The sequence below is a fragment of the Arcanobacterium sp. S3PF19 genome (assembly GCF_000758825.1).
Taxonomy (GTDB): domain Bacteria; phylum Actinomycetota; class Actinomycetes; order Actinomycetales; family Actinomycetaceae; genus Arcanobacterium_A.
In genome coordinates this window covers 197,400-213,018 of record NZ_JRMX01000005.1, presented here as the reverse complement: position 1 = coordinate 213,018, position 15,619 = coordinate 197,400, and the positions used below count along the sequence as shown (strand labels likewise).

The 15,619-nt window shown below is 54.8% G+C and carries 9 protein-coding genes; all 9 read left to right on the top strand.

Annotated elements, in window-relative coordinates:
* Window positions 1-1,024: 1,024 nt before the first annotated feature.
* The 9 genes from HMPREF1631_RS01425 to HMPREF1631_RS06710 all read left to right on the top strand — a co-directional run bounded on the left by HMPREF1631_RS01425 (window position 1,025) and on the right by HMPREF1631_RS06710 (window position 15,614).
* Window positions 1,025-1,366 carry a hypothetical protein gene (locus HMPREF1631_RS01425; protein ID WP_052046922.1) on the top strand — a complete coding sequence of 114 codons (342 nt, stop codon included), beginning with the start codon at window positions 1,025-1,027 and terminating at the stop codon, window positions 1,364-1,366.
* A 64-nt stretch (window positions 1,367-1,430) separates the two neighbouring features.
* Window positions 1,431-1,688 (top strand): helix-turn-helix transcriptional regulator, encoded by a 258-nt coding sequence (locus HMPREF1631_RS01420; RefSeq protein WP_232215390.1) that lies wholly within the window; start codon window positions 1,431-1,433, stop codon window positions 1,686-1,688.
* Window positions 1,673-2,827 carry an acyltransferase gene (locus tag HMPREF1631_RS01415; protein WP_084707276.1) on the top strand — a complete coding sequence of 385 codons (1,155 nt, stop codon included), beginning with the start codon at window positions 1,673-1,675 and terminating at the stop codon, window positions 2,825-2,827. The genes HMPREF1631_RS01420 and HMPREF1631_RS01415 overlap by 16 nt, the downstream gene beginning before the upstream one ends.
* 171 nt (window positions 2,828-2,998) lie before the next feature.
* Window positions 2,999-4,354, top strand: a complete 1,356-nt coding sequence (locus tag HMPREF1631_RS06715; RefSeq protein WP_052046920.1) for a hypothetical protein — start codon at window positions 2,999-3,001, stop codon at window positions 4,352-4,354.
* Between the two features lie 94 nt (window positions 4,355-4,448).
* Complete coding sequence (locus HMPREF1631_RS07280) at window positions 4,449-4,850, top strand: InlB B-repeat-containing protein (protein ID WP_304412809.1); 402 nt, start codon at window positions 4,449-4,451, stop codon at window positions 4,848-4,850.
* A 438-nt stretch (window positions 4,851-5,288) separates the two neighbouring features.
* Window positions 5,289-12,146: a DUF5979 domain-containing protein gene (locus tag HMPREF1631_RS01395; RefSeq protein ID WP_034231399.1), complete on the top strand. Its 6,858-nt coding sequence runs from the start codon at window positions 5,289-5,291 to the stop codon at window positions 12,144-12,146.
* Between the two features lie 203 nt (window positions 12,147-12,349).
* On the top strand, window positions 12,350-13,885 hold the full coding sequence (locus tag HMPREF1631_RS01390) for a SpaH/EbpB family LPXTG-anchored major pilin (protein WP_034231396.1): 1,536 nt from the start codon (window positions 12,350-12,352) through the stop codon (window positions 13,883-13,885).
* Window positions 13,886-13,935: 50 nt separating this feature from the next.
* Window positions 13,936-14,841 (top strand): class C sortase, encoded by a 906-nt coding sequence (locus HMPREF1631_RS01385; protein ID WP_232215389.1) that lies wholly within the window; start codon window positions 13,936-13,938, stop codon window positions 14,839-14,841.
* Window positions 14,838-15,614 (top strand): hypothetical protein, encoded by a 777-nt coding sequence (locus HMPREF1631_RS06710; protein ID WP_052046918.1) that lies wholly within the window; start codon window positions 14,838-14,840, stop codon window positions 15,612-15,614. Before HMPREF1631_RS01385 ends, HMPREF1631_RS06710 begins: the two co-directional genes overlap by 4 nt.
* Window positions 15,615-15,619: the final 5 nt, after the last annotated feature.

Here is a 15,619-nt window from a genome sequence, read left to right as displayed (position 1 = left end):
GGGGGGGGGAGTAATCATAGAAGTAATTACTTTTCCCCATCTGCGGTGGCGGAAGAGCCGGGGCTGTAAACTCCGTGAGGCGGGCCTCTTGGGTGTGCGTGGGGAAGAATCGCAAATGCCCCTGATTGGGATGAGTGGGTGGAAGGGTGTTTTTGTGTGCTGTTTTGTGATGTAGTTCATTTTGTTTTTGTTGTTCGCATCTTTACTATAGACGTTTAAGTATATATAGTTATTGTTGTAAACGAGAAAGGAGACAAAATGCCGGCAGACACAGGAAAAACAAACGAAGCACCCATCCATTATCTAGCCCTAACTGATCTGGCCGCACGCATAGGAGTCACCTTCAACACGGCCAAATCATACTCGGCAAAAGGCTTACTCCCCACACCGGACGCCTACACCGGCAGCGGTATAAGAGCAGTAAGAGGCTGGCTGCCGGGCACGATAGACGAATGGAATAAGAACCGTCCCGGGCGGGGAGCAAGAACCGACCTAACCGACAAGAAACACTAGCCACCATAAAGGAGAAAGAAAATACGTGAAAAAAAGAATATGAGCCGGCAGGAAAAATAGCGCACTGGCAGAAGGAGCACAGATTCGAGCGTTTCACCGAAAAGTCCTTTTGGAGCTTTCGGGATGGGATAAGCTCGAGGGCCGCGACCTGACATAGTCTTTCCCGCATACGCGGGGGTGATCCCTGCACCGAAGTGTCGAACCGGAAACAGACCACAGCAATTAGGAGATTAACATTGATCCTGACTTAAACGGTTTAGACCGCAGGTAAAGCAAGCGCAGGAAAAAGCAGACAGGCAAAACAGCACAGACCGGGGCTGTTTTTATACACACGCAAAGCGACACCTGCTTTGAAGAATGCGGGAATTCCGCAACCTGATACTGCTGCGATTGCGGGCGGTAATGCGTTACCGGTTGACAAAGGTATACTGTGTGGTGCAGTGTGTGTAACAATGCGGGGGATAGGGCCCGCAGTATTTGGTGGGAGTGGGGTCTTTTGTTTTTGCGGTTTATGAAATTTCTTGGTTTCTGTTCATTTGCTTCGCTGCTCTGGCTCTCTGTTATTCCGACATTGGCGGTTTTGGCCGTGTCGTTTCTTTTTGCGGGCGGTCTCAGTGTTTTGGGCGGCATACTGGCTTTTATAAAAGGCGTTGTGCCCAATTCTCTGTTTGAAAATATAACGTTTGTATTTTTTACGCATGAGATTTCGGGCATTCCCGGGCTGCTGGCCGGGGTGTTGGCGGGAATAGTATTTACCGCATTGGGGCTGCTGTGCTGGAAATCGGCAGTGAAAATAGTTGTGTATCTTCAGGAGAAACTGCGAAAAGTAAAATATCGGTGCGTGAAAAACTAAAGCTGCCCATTCAGTACTATAAATGTAACTGGCACTGTAAAAATAACTGTGAACGGGGATGTGCTTGGCTGAATTGGAAGTGGACAACAGAATCTGCGAGTACAGAAAAGAACTGGGCCTGTCGCAGCATAAGTTGGCAAAGGCGGTCGGCCTGAAAAGGCGCTCCATTATGGCTTATGAAAATAAAACGATCAGCCCCACAGTGGAAACCGCCTACAAAATCTGCAAAGTTCTGGGCAGGGACATAACGGAAGTGTTTATATTCGGCGATGATGGGAAAAACGATAGGGAAACAGGGTGTTGTGCATGGCAAAGAGAATAACGCAGTTGGATCTGCTGCGGTCTCTTGCAATGTTTTTTGTGGTTGCCGTACACACAGTCCCATATCTCAAACCCGTACACGAATTTGATATTGGTTACGTTGCGGGGGAAATGTTTCTTATCTGCGATCCCGTATTTTTTACTTTGTCGGGGTATTTTGCCATCCGGCAGCCTAAGGTGCCATATGCGGATTATCTGTGGAAAAAATTTCTCACCGTTTCCCTTCCTATTTTGCTTTACGGCGTGCTTTTATATTTTTACGTTGTTTATCAGGGGAAAGAAGCATTCTCCTGCGGGAGCTTTATGCGGTGGTATCATTCGCTTATCGCGGGCGAATGGTGGTTTGTGGGCGCTCTTATACCGTTTTTAATGCTTGCTCCCTGGCTGTATGAAATGTTTGAATCGCTTGGCGCAAAAAGGCAGCGCGCACTGTTTTTGCTCACCGCCGCCGTAATGACTTGGGGAATTGCCGTCACCTGTATTTCTTCCTTTGCGGCAGCCGTGCGGTGGACCGGTGCCGCGGCGGCTGCCGATACGCTTGCACTGCTTATACCTACCCGGATAATTCCCGGCGGTTATTTCGTTTATTTCTGTCTTGGCTACTTTGTGAAACGTCTGCCTGAGCTCTTTTCCGAAAAGGCTTTGCGCAGGCTTTGCCTGATCGGGTTCGCGCTTTGGCCCCTCGGCGCTGTTTCGTCTGTTTTCGGCTACAAAAGAGCCGATCCGAGCTACTTATGGTTTTTTATTACCGTTGCCGTTTTTATTTTTTTCGGCAGACTCCGCTTTTCGTGCCCGGCTGCCGGGCGCATCGTGTCTTTTGTGGCGCAGCGTTCCTATTCAATTTATCTTTTTAATTACGTTTCCGTTGAAACCGTATTTGCCATGCTGCAGGCGCACGGTCTGCTGACCGACGGGAATCCTATGCCTTTCGCAGTGAGGCTTCCTTTGTGGGCGGCGGGTGTGGTAGGTGCCTATTGCCTGGCATTGGCCCTGTCGTGCATATGCGATTATATGTTTTTAAAACACCTTCAGGCACTTCTCGGAAAAATAAAGCCGTCCGCCCGGGAAAAACGCGTTCATGCGAAATATCTTTTAACGGCAGAGCGCCCAAAGGAAACCGCGAACGGCTCATGCGGCTGAGCGCGCATAATTTTTACCCTAAAATCCGCAGACGCCGTATTTTTCGGACCCGGCAACCGTAATTCCCGAAATCCCGTGTGGCGGAGAAGAATGTCTGTTATGATATTTCGTAATATACGACGACACAGGGAAATGCTGCCGAGAGCGTACTTACCCGGAAAGTGAGTCTTCATGGGAAGGACTAATCGGATAATCGGTATTTTTGGTGCATTGGCTTTTGTGGTTTTTGCCGTAAATTTTGCTTTTGCGCAAAGTGCGTTTGCAATTGGGGGCGGCGGAATAAGTTCCGTGACCGGCGGCGCGGTGAACTGCAACGGTGAAAACACCTGCGTGAAAAAAATCGGAGATACGGCGCACGTTGCATACAAGGTGCAGTCCTCCATGCTTTTTACCTCTGCCGACAGTGCGAACTATGTGAGGAAAACATCGGTTTTTGTGCCAAATGTGCTGCAAAACGTAAAAGTGACTCTCGTGAGCGTGCCGGATACCGAAGAATATGAAAAAATTTTAGCCAAACGGCCGCCGGTGCCTTCGGGCAATGCCGAACCTCCCGTTCCGGTGCGTATGGTAAACAAGGCCGTTCCCATTGTTGATTTTGCGCCTGATCAAAACGGGGAATTTCGTGATGGGCAGGGAAATGATCTTTCTTCCGCAAAAGGCGGTCTGCTTGTCTCCGATGTGAACGATACCAATTTGGGAGTATACAGAAGCGGATCGTATGCTTCCGAAGATCCGAATCATCCTGAAGTGGCATACCTGAATTACAGAAGCGGTGCGCAGGGTATGGAAAACCATAATCTGTATCATGAATACAGTTTTGAGATAAAAGAGCACGGAGTCTTCACGCTGAAAATAGAAGGGGATATAAAAATACAGTCCAAACTGACGGTACTGCCTGTGCGGGTGACCAACACAACTTCGCGGTGTTCTAACGAGCCGGGCGGCGGTTACGGGGAGGACTGTCAGGATATGACGGAGTATGAGCAGTGGCAGCGCGGAGCTCTGCCGTATTATTCGCTCACCGATGCCGCCGTCAATAAAAAGCTGTTTGAGAAGAATACCCCGGATGGGTTGGCCGGGAGTGAGCGCTGCGCCGTAACACGTGAAAATAAGATGAACAATATGATTGGGGAAGACGTAACGCCTAACAAAAATTCGGTTTATGAGGCGTATGTAAAAGCATTTGCCCTGGAAAGTAATCCGGCCGTTCATTATTTTTTAAACGGTGTAAAAGAGGACGGCTGTGATCAGGCTGCTGCGGTTGTTACGCTGTGCCCCGAAGAGCCGATACCGGTGCCCGGTCCTGATCCGGCTGCGAATCCCGGACCTAAGCCGAACCCGGGGCCTGCCCCTGCACCTACTCCGATTTCCGATCCGGAGCCGATACCGGTGCCCAATCCGGATCCGAAACCTGTTGCCGGCACAATTGCCCGCACGGGGGCGGGTGCCATTTTGCCGGAGTTGGGCGCGGCAATCGGTTTTACGCTTGCGGGAGTTGTTGCATTGCGCAGAAAAATGCGACAGTGAGACAGGCACGGCCTTCCGGTTCCTCAAAGCGCCGGAACCGGCCTATAGGAGGGTTACTCTCAAAATCGGCGATAAAATTCTGACCGTCGTCCGCGTGGAACGGGGAAAGACGATTGCCGCCGATTCCCTCAAGGACCAGTCCATGCCGGCAAATCCGATGAAAGACGGATATGAGTTCAAAGAGTGGAACACGCAAAAGGACGGCACGGGAGCCGTGTTTACGGGCAATTCTGCCGTTGATAAAGATATAACGGTATACGCCGTGTTTACGAAAGACTCCGCGAACCCGAATCTGCCTGCTGCCCGGCCCGGACCGGGCGCGGCGCCCGATATACGCGAATATCCGGCGGATCGCCCCGCGCCCCGATCCTCCGCAGAAAGAAGAATGCCCCGCACCGGAGCGGGTTCTTTTGGACTGCTGCTGTGCGCGGCGGGCAGCGCGCTCGCGGGCACGGCCGCTTTGAGAAAAACGAAAACGGCACGGAAGAACGGGTAACGGCCGCAGCCGAAAGAAGATTTTTTCCCCCGGTCCGCCCCGGAAAAAGACGCTTTCCGGTAGGCCGGGCGGCAGTCGGGGGGGGTGCCTGCGGTTTTTGCATGCCTGTGCGGCTTTTTGTGCGGTTTTTCGCTGGTTTTCGCTGGTTTAGGGGGGGCGTTCCCCCCCCTGCGGGATTTGCGTCTGCCGCGTGCTTTTACTGTTGCGGTTTGTTTTTCGCCGCCCGCTTCACCGAAACTGGGTTATATACAGAGTTCTGCCCGGTGTCCAGGTGATAATCCGGAAACTGTAGATATTAGTGTGAAAAAAGCAAAATAAAAAACTTAGGCAAGACTTAAGTCCCCCCCCCGCGGGGTGGCGGCCGATAAAATCCTGTTTAGGTGTTTGTGCACACCGGTTCAAAAAGTCACACGTAACTTGAGAGGAATTTTAGGTACCGTGACGGAGAAGGGAAAGTCACAGAAGTTTACGGCACTGCTGACTGTTCTGGGACTGATTGCCGCGTTGATCCCGATGGGTATTTGGGCGCAGTCCCGGGCAGAGGGTGCGCCTGCGGATACTGCCCGGCCCATTATCGGCGGCGAAGGCGATCCCTGGCCGTCAGACCCACCCCGTCCCTCAGGTACCGGAGAACTGAAAAATGCGGGCTCAATTGCCCTGGTGTTTGAGTTCGGTTCTTTCTACGGTTACCAGACGATGGGCGGTGCAATTCCCGGAACCGCATGGAAACCCTGCCCCAAAAACTATCCGAATATGCCCGAAAGCAAGAAGCGTTTTAAGGACAGCGGTCTGTGCCGAAACTGGGATCAGAATGAGGCTCTTGAAAAGGCGATTGCGCCCCTGAAAGGTTCTCCGCTTTCAATCGGTATCTATCACTATGCGAGAAAACAGGATGAAGGCGGCATCTTAGGAAACAACCTGCCCGAATTAAAGGCGACTTCGCTTGCCGACGAAGCCGGATACAACAAAGTGATTGAAAAAATCCGTTCCCTGGATGCCAGCAGTCCCGACCACGGACGCGAGGGAGGAAGCTTCGACACCTATTACGGCGCAAACGGAGAATGGGGTTTGGGCAGACTCTACCGGGATATGTATCTTTACCGTCAGCAGCAGTTGGCACTGCACGCGGGCGATCCCAACTTTAAGCCGCGGCCGCTGTATTCAAAAATTATTCTGATGTCGATGGCCGATCCGCACTGGCACCTGAATTCCGCAAAGCAGCTCGGGGGAAGCTGCAAGGGAAACACCAGGTTCACCAAAAACTGGCCGAGATGGTATTTTGACCATCCGGAGGACGGATCGTTCATAGACAAATACTCCGATACCGACTTCGAACACGGCTGTCTTTTTTGGAGCGATAAGCTGGACGCCAATCCGGGACGCGCCGGAATGCTGGATGTGGCAAGGATGATTCGCGGCCTGGGTGCGGATATTCGCGTGCTGGGAATGGGAAGCTGGATCTACGCAGCACCGGTGACAGGCAGAGGGGGATCCACGCGCCCCCTGTTTCTCAAGGCACTGACGGGTGCGAATCCGACGGAGCAAACCCCGAATTTCCAGTCCATTTATTTCAGAGCCGACAGTGACAGGCTGCCCAACAGCTGGTTTCGTTATCCGGATGGGGATTATTATGCGCATCCCCAAAAGGACGATATCGCCAACGGCAATTTCTTCAAATATCTGAAAAATTGGGTTCTGGAAGACAGCCATATTTCCGTCACCTCGGATTTGGTCGATCAGGATTTCCGGTATGTGAAACCCAATGCGGGCCAGGATTTCCGCTTTACTTCCGTGCGCGGAGGCATATCCCAGGACTACGCCACGGAACGGGACGGCCGTGTGGTTGTCAATCTGACCAAAGCGAAAATGGCGGACGGCGTGGAAGTACGCCAAGAGGCCGAAAAAGAAAACAGATACGTATTTACGAAGTTCAAAGGGCATAATGCACGCTGTCGGGGACTGAACAGACAGACGGATAAATTTGAGGATTTCACTCCCACGGATCTGGACGCGGACGACGACGGCCGGATAGGCTTTAGGATCACTCCCGCCGAGGCGCGAAAGTATTTCTCGATCAAGTGCGCCACCTATTCCCGTCCGATGCAGAAAGCGCAGCTTATTAAGAAAGCCGAAGTTGCCAATGAGCAGATCCGCTATGAGATAGGCGGGTATCCCCACAGGGAAAACAGTGCGGTCAGTTACGGCTTCAAATGGAGATGCACGGATCCGATGGCATACGATCCGGAGAAATACGAGTTTGAAGGCTCCGCCAAGCGCAAAGTAAACGGGCTGAACGTGGTTGCGGAACTGAAGCCCATCCCGCTCTCGGATGTGGCTGTGCCGGTGGGGACGAAGTGTACCATTGACGAGACGCTGAATCTGCCCCCAGGATACACTCTCGACAAGGCGCACCGTCTCTTTACTTCGGACACCGATTTCACGCAGGCCAATTTTGGGATCGATACTGCCCGGACGGAGAAAAAGAAAGACCGCGGACAGTCGGTGTCTAATAAGATAGTCGCCACGGTCCGGCTGAGCGATCCGAACAGCTCCGTCGGCGAAATTTCAAAGCTTGTGTCGCACACCGTGTATTCTTCCCTGCGGGCGGCGATCAAAGTTTCCCTGAGATTTACGAACTCGCAGAACGATCCCGCGCTGGCGGCGAGGATAAAAGACGGCAGTCTGCCGAAGAAAGTCCCCGTTTACTACAACTGCCGTTTTATGGCCGATCCGACGCGTCCGCCCGAACTGCCGGAGAAGAACGACGGCGCCTATCCCGGATTTGTCGGAGTGGATTGGGTAGGGGTGCCCACCGACGGCAGAACCGAGTACGTTTTGGGACAGGACAAAAAGGGCAATCCGACATGGCCCGTAGGCACGCACTGCCTGATATCCACCACGCCGCCGAACGAGCATATACACGGCCCGAATCAGAGCATCGGGCAGCAGGTAAAACTCCCCGGTGTCGTGACCAAAGACAGCTACGAATCCACGGTCTGCGCTTCCGACGCAACTGCGGCAGTGAAACCGACACAGCCCAAAGCGTGCAGAAACAATTATTTCTGGGTTCATTCCGGCGGTGAACAGATAATCCGCATAACGCAGGATCTGCAGCGTCTGAAAGGGAAAATAAAAGTTACCAAAGTGCTTGCCGGCGAAGCTGCCCGGCAGGGAATCGGTGCCGCCTTCCCGTTCAATCTTGAGTGTAAAGATCATAATACGGTTATTCCGATTCCGGGGCATGTGCCCGATTCCAAGCCGCTGTGGGTCAGGAGCACGGCTCCGACGGTGGTTGATTCGGTTCCCGCGGGTGCGGTGTGTACCTTACGGGAGATTTCCGGGCGCAGCCAGCTCACGAATGCCGATGTGCGCGTGCCCGATCCGATCAGAATTGATCCGATCACCGATGTGACGGAGGAAAAACAGGTCAGACTGGTAAATACCGCTACCTATAAACCCCGCTCGCTGCAGATAAGACACTCCGTGGCCTGGGGGACGCCTACGCCGGGCAATGCCGTAAAGGGCGCTTTGGGCGGAAAGAACAACCGCATATCCGTTTCCTGCACGGTTCCGGGGGAAAATCCGCAGGCGGTTCGGTATGCGGACATCAAAGGCAGCGGAAACACAACGATCACGGGTATTCCCCAGGGGTCGGTGTGTACCGTGCAGTCGGAACCGCAGGGAATTGATTCCCTCGGAGTCAATTATTCGGCTCCTTCGCGGAAAGTCACGCTGAATTGGAACGACTCGGGCACGGTTGATCTGACCACCACCTATACTCTGCCGGAAGCCGGTAAATTCTATCTGCATTCCAATGTGAAATCCCGGCCGGAGTACCGGGCTCTGCGCAGCCTGATTCCCGAAACGGTGAATGCAACGCTCAGGTGCGAGGGATCTTCCGAAGCCAAGACCGTGCCGATAAAAGTGCGGGAAGGCGGTGTGACGGAAATTCCGACCCGGGGCATTGCCTCCGGAGCCGGGTGCAGTCTCGGTGCGGTGTTGCTGCCTCCGGATACGGAGAAGAAAATTGAGGTCAGGTGGGCTCTGTCGGACAATCCGGGCGGAGCCGCTGCGGGGGCGAAAGTCAGCGCCAATATCAAAGCCCCGGAAACGGGTAAATCCGGGGCGCAGTCGCTGTTTATCTGGTTTAAGATGAAAACGGTTGCCGCGAACCTGAACACCGATCCGACCATGTGGACTTCCAAAAATGCCGCGGCAACGGCGGGCGCGCAGCGGATTCCCGTGCCGGGCGAATGGCGTGCGGCTGCCCTGGGCATAGGAGGAAACGCCGATTCGGAGACCAAAGTGCCGGTAGATCTGACCTGTGTTTTGGGCAGCGGGGAAAATAAGTCCGAAGTCACCCAGCTGCTGCAGCTGTCCAACGGGGGAGCGCAGAGCAGTGTGTCTGTTCCTGCAGGCTGGCGGTGTAAAGCGAAAGCTTTGGCGGACGCCCTGAAAGTTCCCGGAGCCGATATGAAGGAAGTGCGCTGGAACGGCGTGCAGGCCAGGGCAGTTTCCGTGGCTGTTGCCCCCGCTCCCGCAGCCGGACCGGGCAGCGGCTCCGGCGACGAACCGGAAGAAGGTCTCGGATATACGTACGAATGGACTTCCGATACCGCCAAAAACATCACTTTGAACCGGGACTACCGGATGCAGCTGGCTTCTTTTAACGTGAAAAAGAAGGTCGGCGGCGAGGGCGTGACGATTATTTCCGCCGACAGGCAGTTTGAAGTGCAGTGGAGCTGTAAGCTGAACGGAAAGAAGATCGGCATCCCCGCTCCGCGCAAGATTAACAGAATTGCCAATCCGGCTGCCGGCGAGGTTGCGGATGCGCAGGCTACGTTCGGCGACGATCTTCGCGAACGGCTGCAGAAGCTGCAGCCTGCGGGAAGTGCCGAAATAGGACGTTTTCAGCAGGGCGAATGGAACACGGTGGATGCGCTGCCCGCGGGTGCGGCATGCACCCTGACCGAGACGCCCGAATCGGCAAATGAGAAAAATACCGTTTGGGATCACTACTGGGCGATAGCCGACGGTTACCGTTCGCGGGAACCGGAAAGCATCTGTGAATCCTCCTCGGATAAGTGCCGCCCGGCCGACGAGGGAGCGACGGTAAAATCCACGGTGCTGCTGCCGCGCGACGTTCCCGCCCGGGCAAACAGGTATTACAACGCCAAGAGGGACAACCCCGCAGACAAGGACGGAAAACCCCGAAATCCGGTTGTTCCCGATACACTGCCGGAAAACTTTGCGGGCACGATGGTTACATGGAATAACTATGCGTTCCAGAAGACACAGGTTAGAGTAAGCCTGAAAAACACGGGGAACGGCGCGGAACTGGTTAAGGGGAAAACGTTTAAAGCGCGTCTTTACTGTGTGCCGCCGCCGGTGGCCGGCAGAGACGGGATTGCCAAGCCTTCCAGCGCGGCCGCGATCACGAAGGTTGATTTCAGTTTTAAGGAAACCCGGCCCGGAGTGTGGGAAGACGTGACGGGCAGTCAGCTGATACCCGTCAATTACCGCTGCGTGCTGAGCGAACAGAAGTTCCCGGAATTTGACGCCCATGTTCTGACCACGATCGCCAAAGACCCCGGTCAGCCGACACTGACTGCGGGCGCAGACGGACTGAAGAATCTGTTTGCCTACAACGGCGGGCAGAATTCGCAGACGAAAGACGATTCAAATCTGATGCTGCAGGACGGCGACAAGCAGATTCTCGGTTTTGTTGTGCACCCGGATTTGGTAAACAACGCCCGGGAAGCGCAGAAACAAAGCGTCTTCCAAATTGAGAACCGTTTTGACCGCGGCGCGGCAAATCTGAAAGTTGTGCAGGAAATACCCAAAGACAGCACGGATATGTATACGTCTTTCGGAAAGGCGCTGACTGCCAATGCCGCGGTGGGATACCGGGCTCACTACCGATGCACGGACAAATATCTGAAAGACAGAAATCCCGCGGATCAAAGCCTGAAACCGCGGGTGTACGAGGGCAGCATGGATCTGCCGGCGGACGGCGGGATTTCGCTGCTCTCGGGCGCGGCGGGAGGAAATTTTGTGCCCGCAACTTCCGAGTGCGAGATCAGCCATGAGAACCTGGCCGGAAAAGATCCGCTGACGGCATATCCGAAACTGTCTTTGGTGCCCGGGTCCGTGCTTCGGATCAGGGGCAGGGAAGATCAGAGCGCTTCCGCCGGAAAGCAGACGACTCCGGGCGTACTGAATGTGAAACCGGTAGGTTTGGAAGAGACGGACGAAAACAATGCCGCCGTTTTGACGTTCCGCGATTTGTATTTCGTGCCGAATGTGAAATATCAGATCGCTACCGCGGTAGACGGACCGCGCCGCGACGACGTGCTCCCCGCAGAGCACACATACAGTTACGGCTATGCCTGCACCTACCCGCAGACCGGTCTGCCCGTGCCGCCCGGCAGTGAATATCCGGGAGGAAAATATCCGCCGCTGACCGGTACGCTCGATCCGCAGGTGCGCGGAAAATTTGCGACACTGCCGAGTATGCCTATCGGCACGGTCTGTGAAATAACGGGAACGAAGCCGGATACATCGCAGATACGGCACCTGAAAGTGGCGGCGAACTGGGTGCCCTGGGGGCAGGATCTCCCGGACGTGCCCGAACCGCCGGACGCGCCCAAAGCGCCGGATGCACCCGAACAGCAGCCGAAGAAAGGCTATTTTTCGAATATCAACACGAAAGTTACGCTCACCGACTCTGACTTCAAAGTGACTTTGAACGATGATACGAAGCGGGGAGCCGTGCTGTATTCCGTTTACATAAACGGAACCAAGGTGCGGATCTATAAAACCGGCAAACCTCACGGCAGGCCCGTGGTGGAGGACGCGGGCTTTAAGATGTTTGTTGCCGGGAGTGGGCAGCATCCGTTCGGAAGTGAAATAGAGCTTAAACCCGTGAGTGCCGGCGTTTTCGAGTCGCAGACGGAGTTGGCTCCGGGCAGCTATTTGGTGACGAACACCGCTGCCGGAAAAAATGCGGGAGAGCAGTTCCCCTTCACATGGAAGTTCGACATTGCTTTGGAGCCCCCCACCGGGCAAAAACCGGAAGGCGACACCGCAGTGAAGCTCAGCACGGAAACCGGCAGTTCGGGTTTGGTGGCGGCTTACGCGCCGACCGGCGAAATACCTGCCTGGCAGATTGAGCTGGCCGACGTGACCTTTGGCAGCCTTCCGAAAACGGGCGGTTATCTTCCGTGGGTGCTGCTGACGGGGATCTGTCTGATCGGCGCATCTGCAGTGACGATGTGGCGTAGGAGGCGGGAATGAAGATATTTCATCTGCCGTGTCTGCCGCGTCTGCCGGCCGTGCGGGTATCGGGGCGTTGGTGGTGGATTCTATCGCGCCAAAGATGTCTGCGCCGCGCCGAGGATCCGGGATAACCGGAGGCGGTGAGTTAAATACGCAGATTCCAAATACGAAACGTTAAAGATATATCAAACCGTTAATAACCACTACACGAAGAGGTAAAAATGTTTACAGCAGGCAGAGACAGGCTGAGAAAGGCTGTGGCCGCGGCCGCGGCCACGGGCATGGTCGCGCTCGGTCTTGTGGCAACAGGAACCGCGGGCACCTTATCCGCTTTTGCCACCCCTCGTTCTCCCGTCCGCCAAACTCCGGTATCAAGCGCCGCGATTGACATGAATAAAAACTACACAATCTCGGTTGAGCCGCAGCTGAACGAAAACGGGCAGGGCACGGCCGCCGACGGAAAAGAAGGTAAATTCGACACCGCGAAAAAGCTGCCTTCCGGTACTTTTAAGCTGGAAAAAGGCAAATATGACGTGAGCACCGTAAGCGGCTACAACAATGCCACAGCGGCAACCGCGGATACTTTTACGCCGGATACAGATTTCACGGCTTTGACGCAGGAGCTGAACGGGGAAGGCAAAGCCACATTTACGGTTAAGCCCGGCCTGTACCGCCTGACGCAGACGGTTGCGCCGAACGGATATCTGTCGGCGATCCCCGCTCTGATCCTGATTCCGCTGACCGACAAAGACACCGGGAAATGGATGGATAAGGTAACGGTGTATCCGAAGAACGGCAAAGCCGGCAAGATCACCAAGAAGGATATAACGGACGCAAACACAGTGATTAAGCCCGGTTCGAAGATGAAATTCGAAATCAGCTCCCCGATTCCCACGCTGAAAAAAGGAGACAACGAGTTCACTGTCTATCAGATCACGGATAAGCCTTCGGAGGCACTGAAAGTAGACTCGACTAATTCGAAGATCGAAAAGGTAGAAATCCTTGACGGCGCCAACAAAGAAGAAATGGGTACAGACACCTATGAAGTTCTTAACACCGGGGATTACGGCATCAAATTTACCGCTGCAGGCCTGGCAAAGCTGAAGGAAAAGATGGGTAAGTCCGTAGTCGTCACGCTGAGCGGAACCGTGGCTCCCGAGAATGACGCCGTGTGGACGAAAGCCGCATCGAACTGGGTTATCGAGAACAAAGCCTCGTACAACTGGGACTCGAAGAAGGGTGAAAACGGCGGCAACACCACGGAAGAACAAGATCACCCCAAAGATCAGATGGCGAAAGTCAAGATCATGAACAAAGACGGCAGCGGTACCGATCTGAACAGCAAGAACGCCGAATTTGACATCTATTCCTGCGGTAAGAAAAGCACGGACGACAAGCCCGTCGCAGCAGGTGACCCGCTGTATACCGGCGTGAAAGCTGGAACGGAAACCGGGCCGATCGCAGCCGGAAAGCCCCTGTGTATTAAGCAGACGAAGGCTCCCGAAGGCTACGAACTGGGCGGCTCCGTGGCCAAGGTGGACTTTACCAAGGAAGCGGTGAAGAAAGCGAACGAAGATCAGCCCAATAACCCGGTGGTGGAAGTGACGTATACGAACACGCTGAAGAGCGACAGTATTCTTTCCAAGCTTCCGCTCACGGGTGGTGCGGGCATCGCGCTGTTCCTGATCGTGGCAGCGGGTCTGTTTGGCGGCGCATACTACTACGCCCGCCGCAACCGCGCACAGGCGGAAAACTAAAAACGAAGCGGTGCGGGGCATCATGCCCCGCACCGATACAAAGGTGAACATTGCGGAAAAAAGAACAAATCGGAAAAGTGCCTGCGCACCGGGGGCGTGTGGATAACCGCCCCGCCCGCGGGCGCCGCTCCACTCTTATTCCCGTAATTTTGGCTGTGGCGGGCATTGTCGTGCTGCTCTACCCGGTAGTGGCAACGCAGTGGAACAATGCCCGCCAGCTGAAAATCGCCTACGAATACTCCAAAGCGGAAAAACATATCAAGCGGGAACAGCTCTCCGCATCCTATAAAGCGGCACAGGAATATAACCGGCACACTCCCGGGGCTCCGATTTTGGACCCCTGGCTGGCGCGCGTGGCAAAAAACAACAATCCTTATCAGCTTTACCTGAAAGAGCTGAGTGTGCTGCCGGAGATGGGAAGACTTGTGGTCCCGAAAGCCAAGGTGGATCTGCCCATATACCACGGAACCCAGCCCGAAACGCTGGAGCGGGGAATCGGACATCTGTACGGCTCCTCGCTGCCCGTCGGCGGGAAAAGCACCCATGCGGTACTGACCGGGCATACAGGTCTTTCCACTGCCACTTTGCTGGACAATCTGACCCGGATGGAAATCGGGGACGCGATCTATGTGCAGGTGGCAGGGCAAAAACTGAAATACAGGGTGAAATGGATCAGAGTGGTCCGCCCCGAGCAGGTAAAAACTCTGCAGGTGCAAAAAGATCTGGATCTGCTGACGATTATTACCTGCACACCTTACGGGATTAACAGTCACCGCCTGCTGGTGACGGGAATCAGAGTGCCGATGGACAGCGGCAATCCCTTCGGTGTGGGAAGACTGCAATGGCCGTGGTGGGTGATAATTGTTATCTGCATTGCCTGTTTGGCGGCTTTTATCCTGGCGATGTGGCTGCGAAAGCAGCGCCGCGGGCAAAAAACAACAGGGAGGACACAGTGAAGGGCATAAGGCGCAGACTGAAGGCGGGTCTGTGGATACTGACTGCGCTCAGCCTGATTCCGGTGACCGCGTGGGCGGCGGAAACGGGCCGGTCCGCCAAATCCGAAGTGGTGACGGGCGACATAACCGGTCTGAACACGGCCGCGATCGACCCTGCGGCCGTGGGAAAACTGCATATCACAAAAACAGGCGGCAATCCTTTCGACGAACCCGCCGCCGGGCAGCTGCCGGTCGGTCCCGTGGCAGGGCAGATAATTCAGATCAGCAGAGTAAAAGGCGTGAACCTTGTGGGCGCCGACTGGGAGCGGATCCGGCGCATGAGCGTTTCCGAGGCAAAAAACAACGGACTGGAAACTGCGAAAACCATGGCTGCCGACGGTAGCGGAAAAGTTGTTTTTTCCAACCTGCCGGTCGGCCTTTACCTGGTCAGCGACTGCAAACCAGCCGACACCTCCCACAAATACCCGCGCATCCAGCCGTTTTTAATCACCGTTCCCACGGGGAATGCGAATCTGCATACGTGGAATTTCAACACGGAAGTCACTCCGAAAATGATGCCCGAAGAAACACCCGCGCCCGGCCCTTCGCCGAATCCTGCGTCTCCGCGCACTGCCCCGGCGCCGGGAAGAGGAACGCTGTCCAAAATGGCGGTGACGGGCGCGATGGCAGCGGGAAGTGCGCTGCTTGCCGCCGCTTTGCTCTGGGCGGGAATTTTGATTCTCGGGGGCAGACGGCGCAGAAACGAAAACCGCGGCGGCCGGGTGTGTAATTAAATATA

What these genes read in the sequence shown, in the direction of transcription:
- HMPREF1631_RS01425 (WP_052046922.1), top strand. Translation starts at nt 1,025, where the DNA reads ATGAAATTTCTTGGTTTCTGTTCATTTGCTTCGCTGCTCTGGCTCTCT.
- HMPREF1631_RS01415 (WP_084707276.1), top strand. Translation starts at nt 1,673, where the DNA reads ATGGCAAAGAGAATAACGCAGTTGGATCTGCTGCGGTCTCTTGCAATG.
- HMPREF1631_RS06715 (WP_052046920.1), top strand. Translation starts at nt 2,999, where the DNA reads ATGGGAAGGACTAATCGGATAATCGGTATTTTTGGTGCATTGGCTTTT.
- HMPREF1631_RS01390 (WP_034231396.1), top strand. Translation starts at nt 12,350, where the DNA reads ATGTTTACAGCAGGCAGAGACAGGCTGAGAAAGGCTGTGGCCGCGGCC.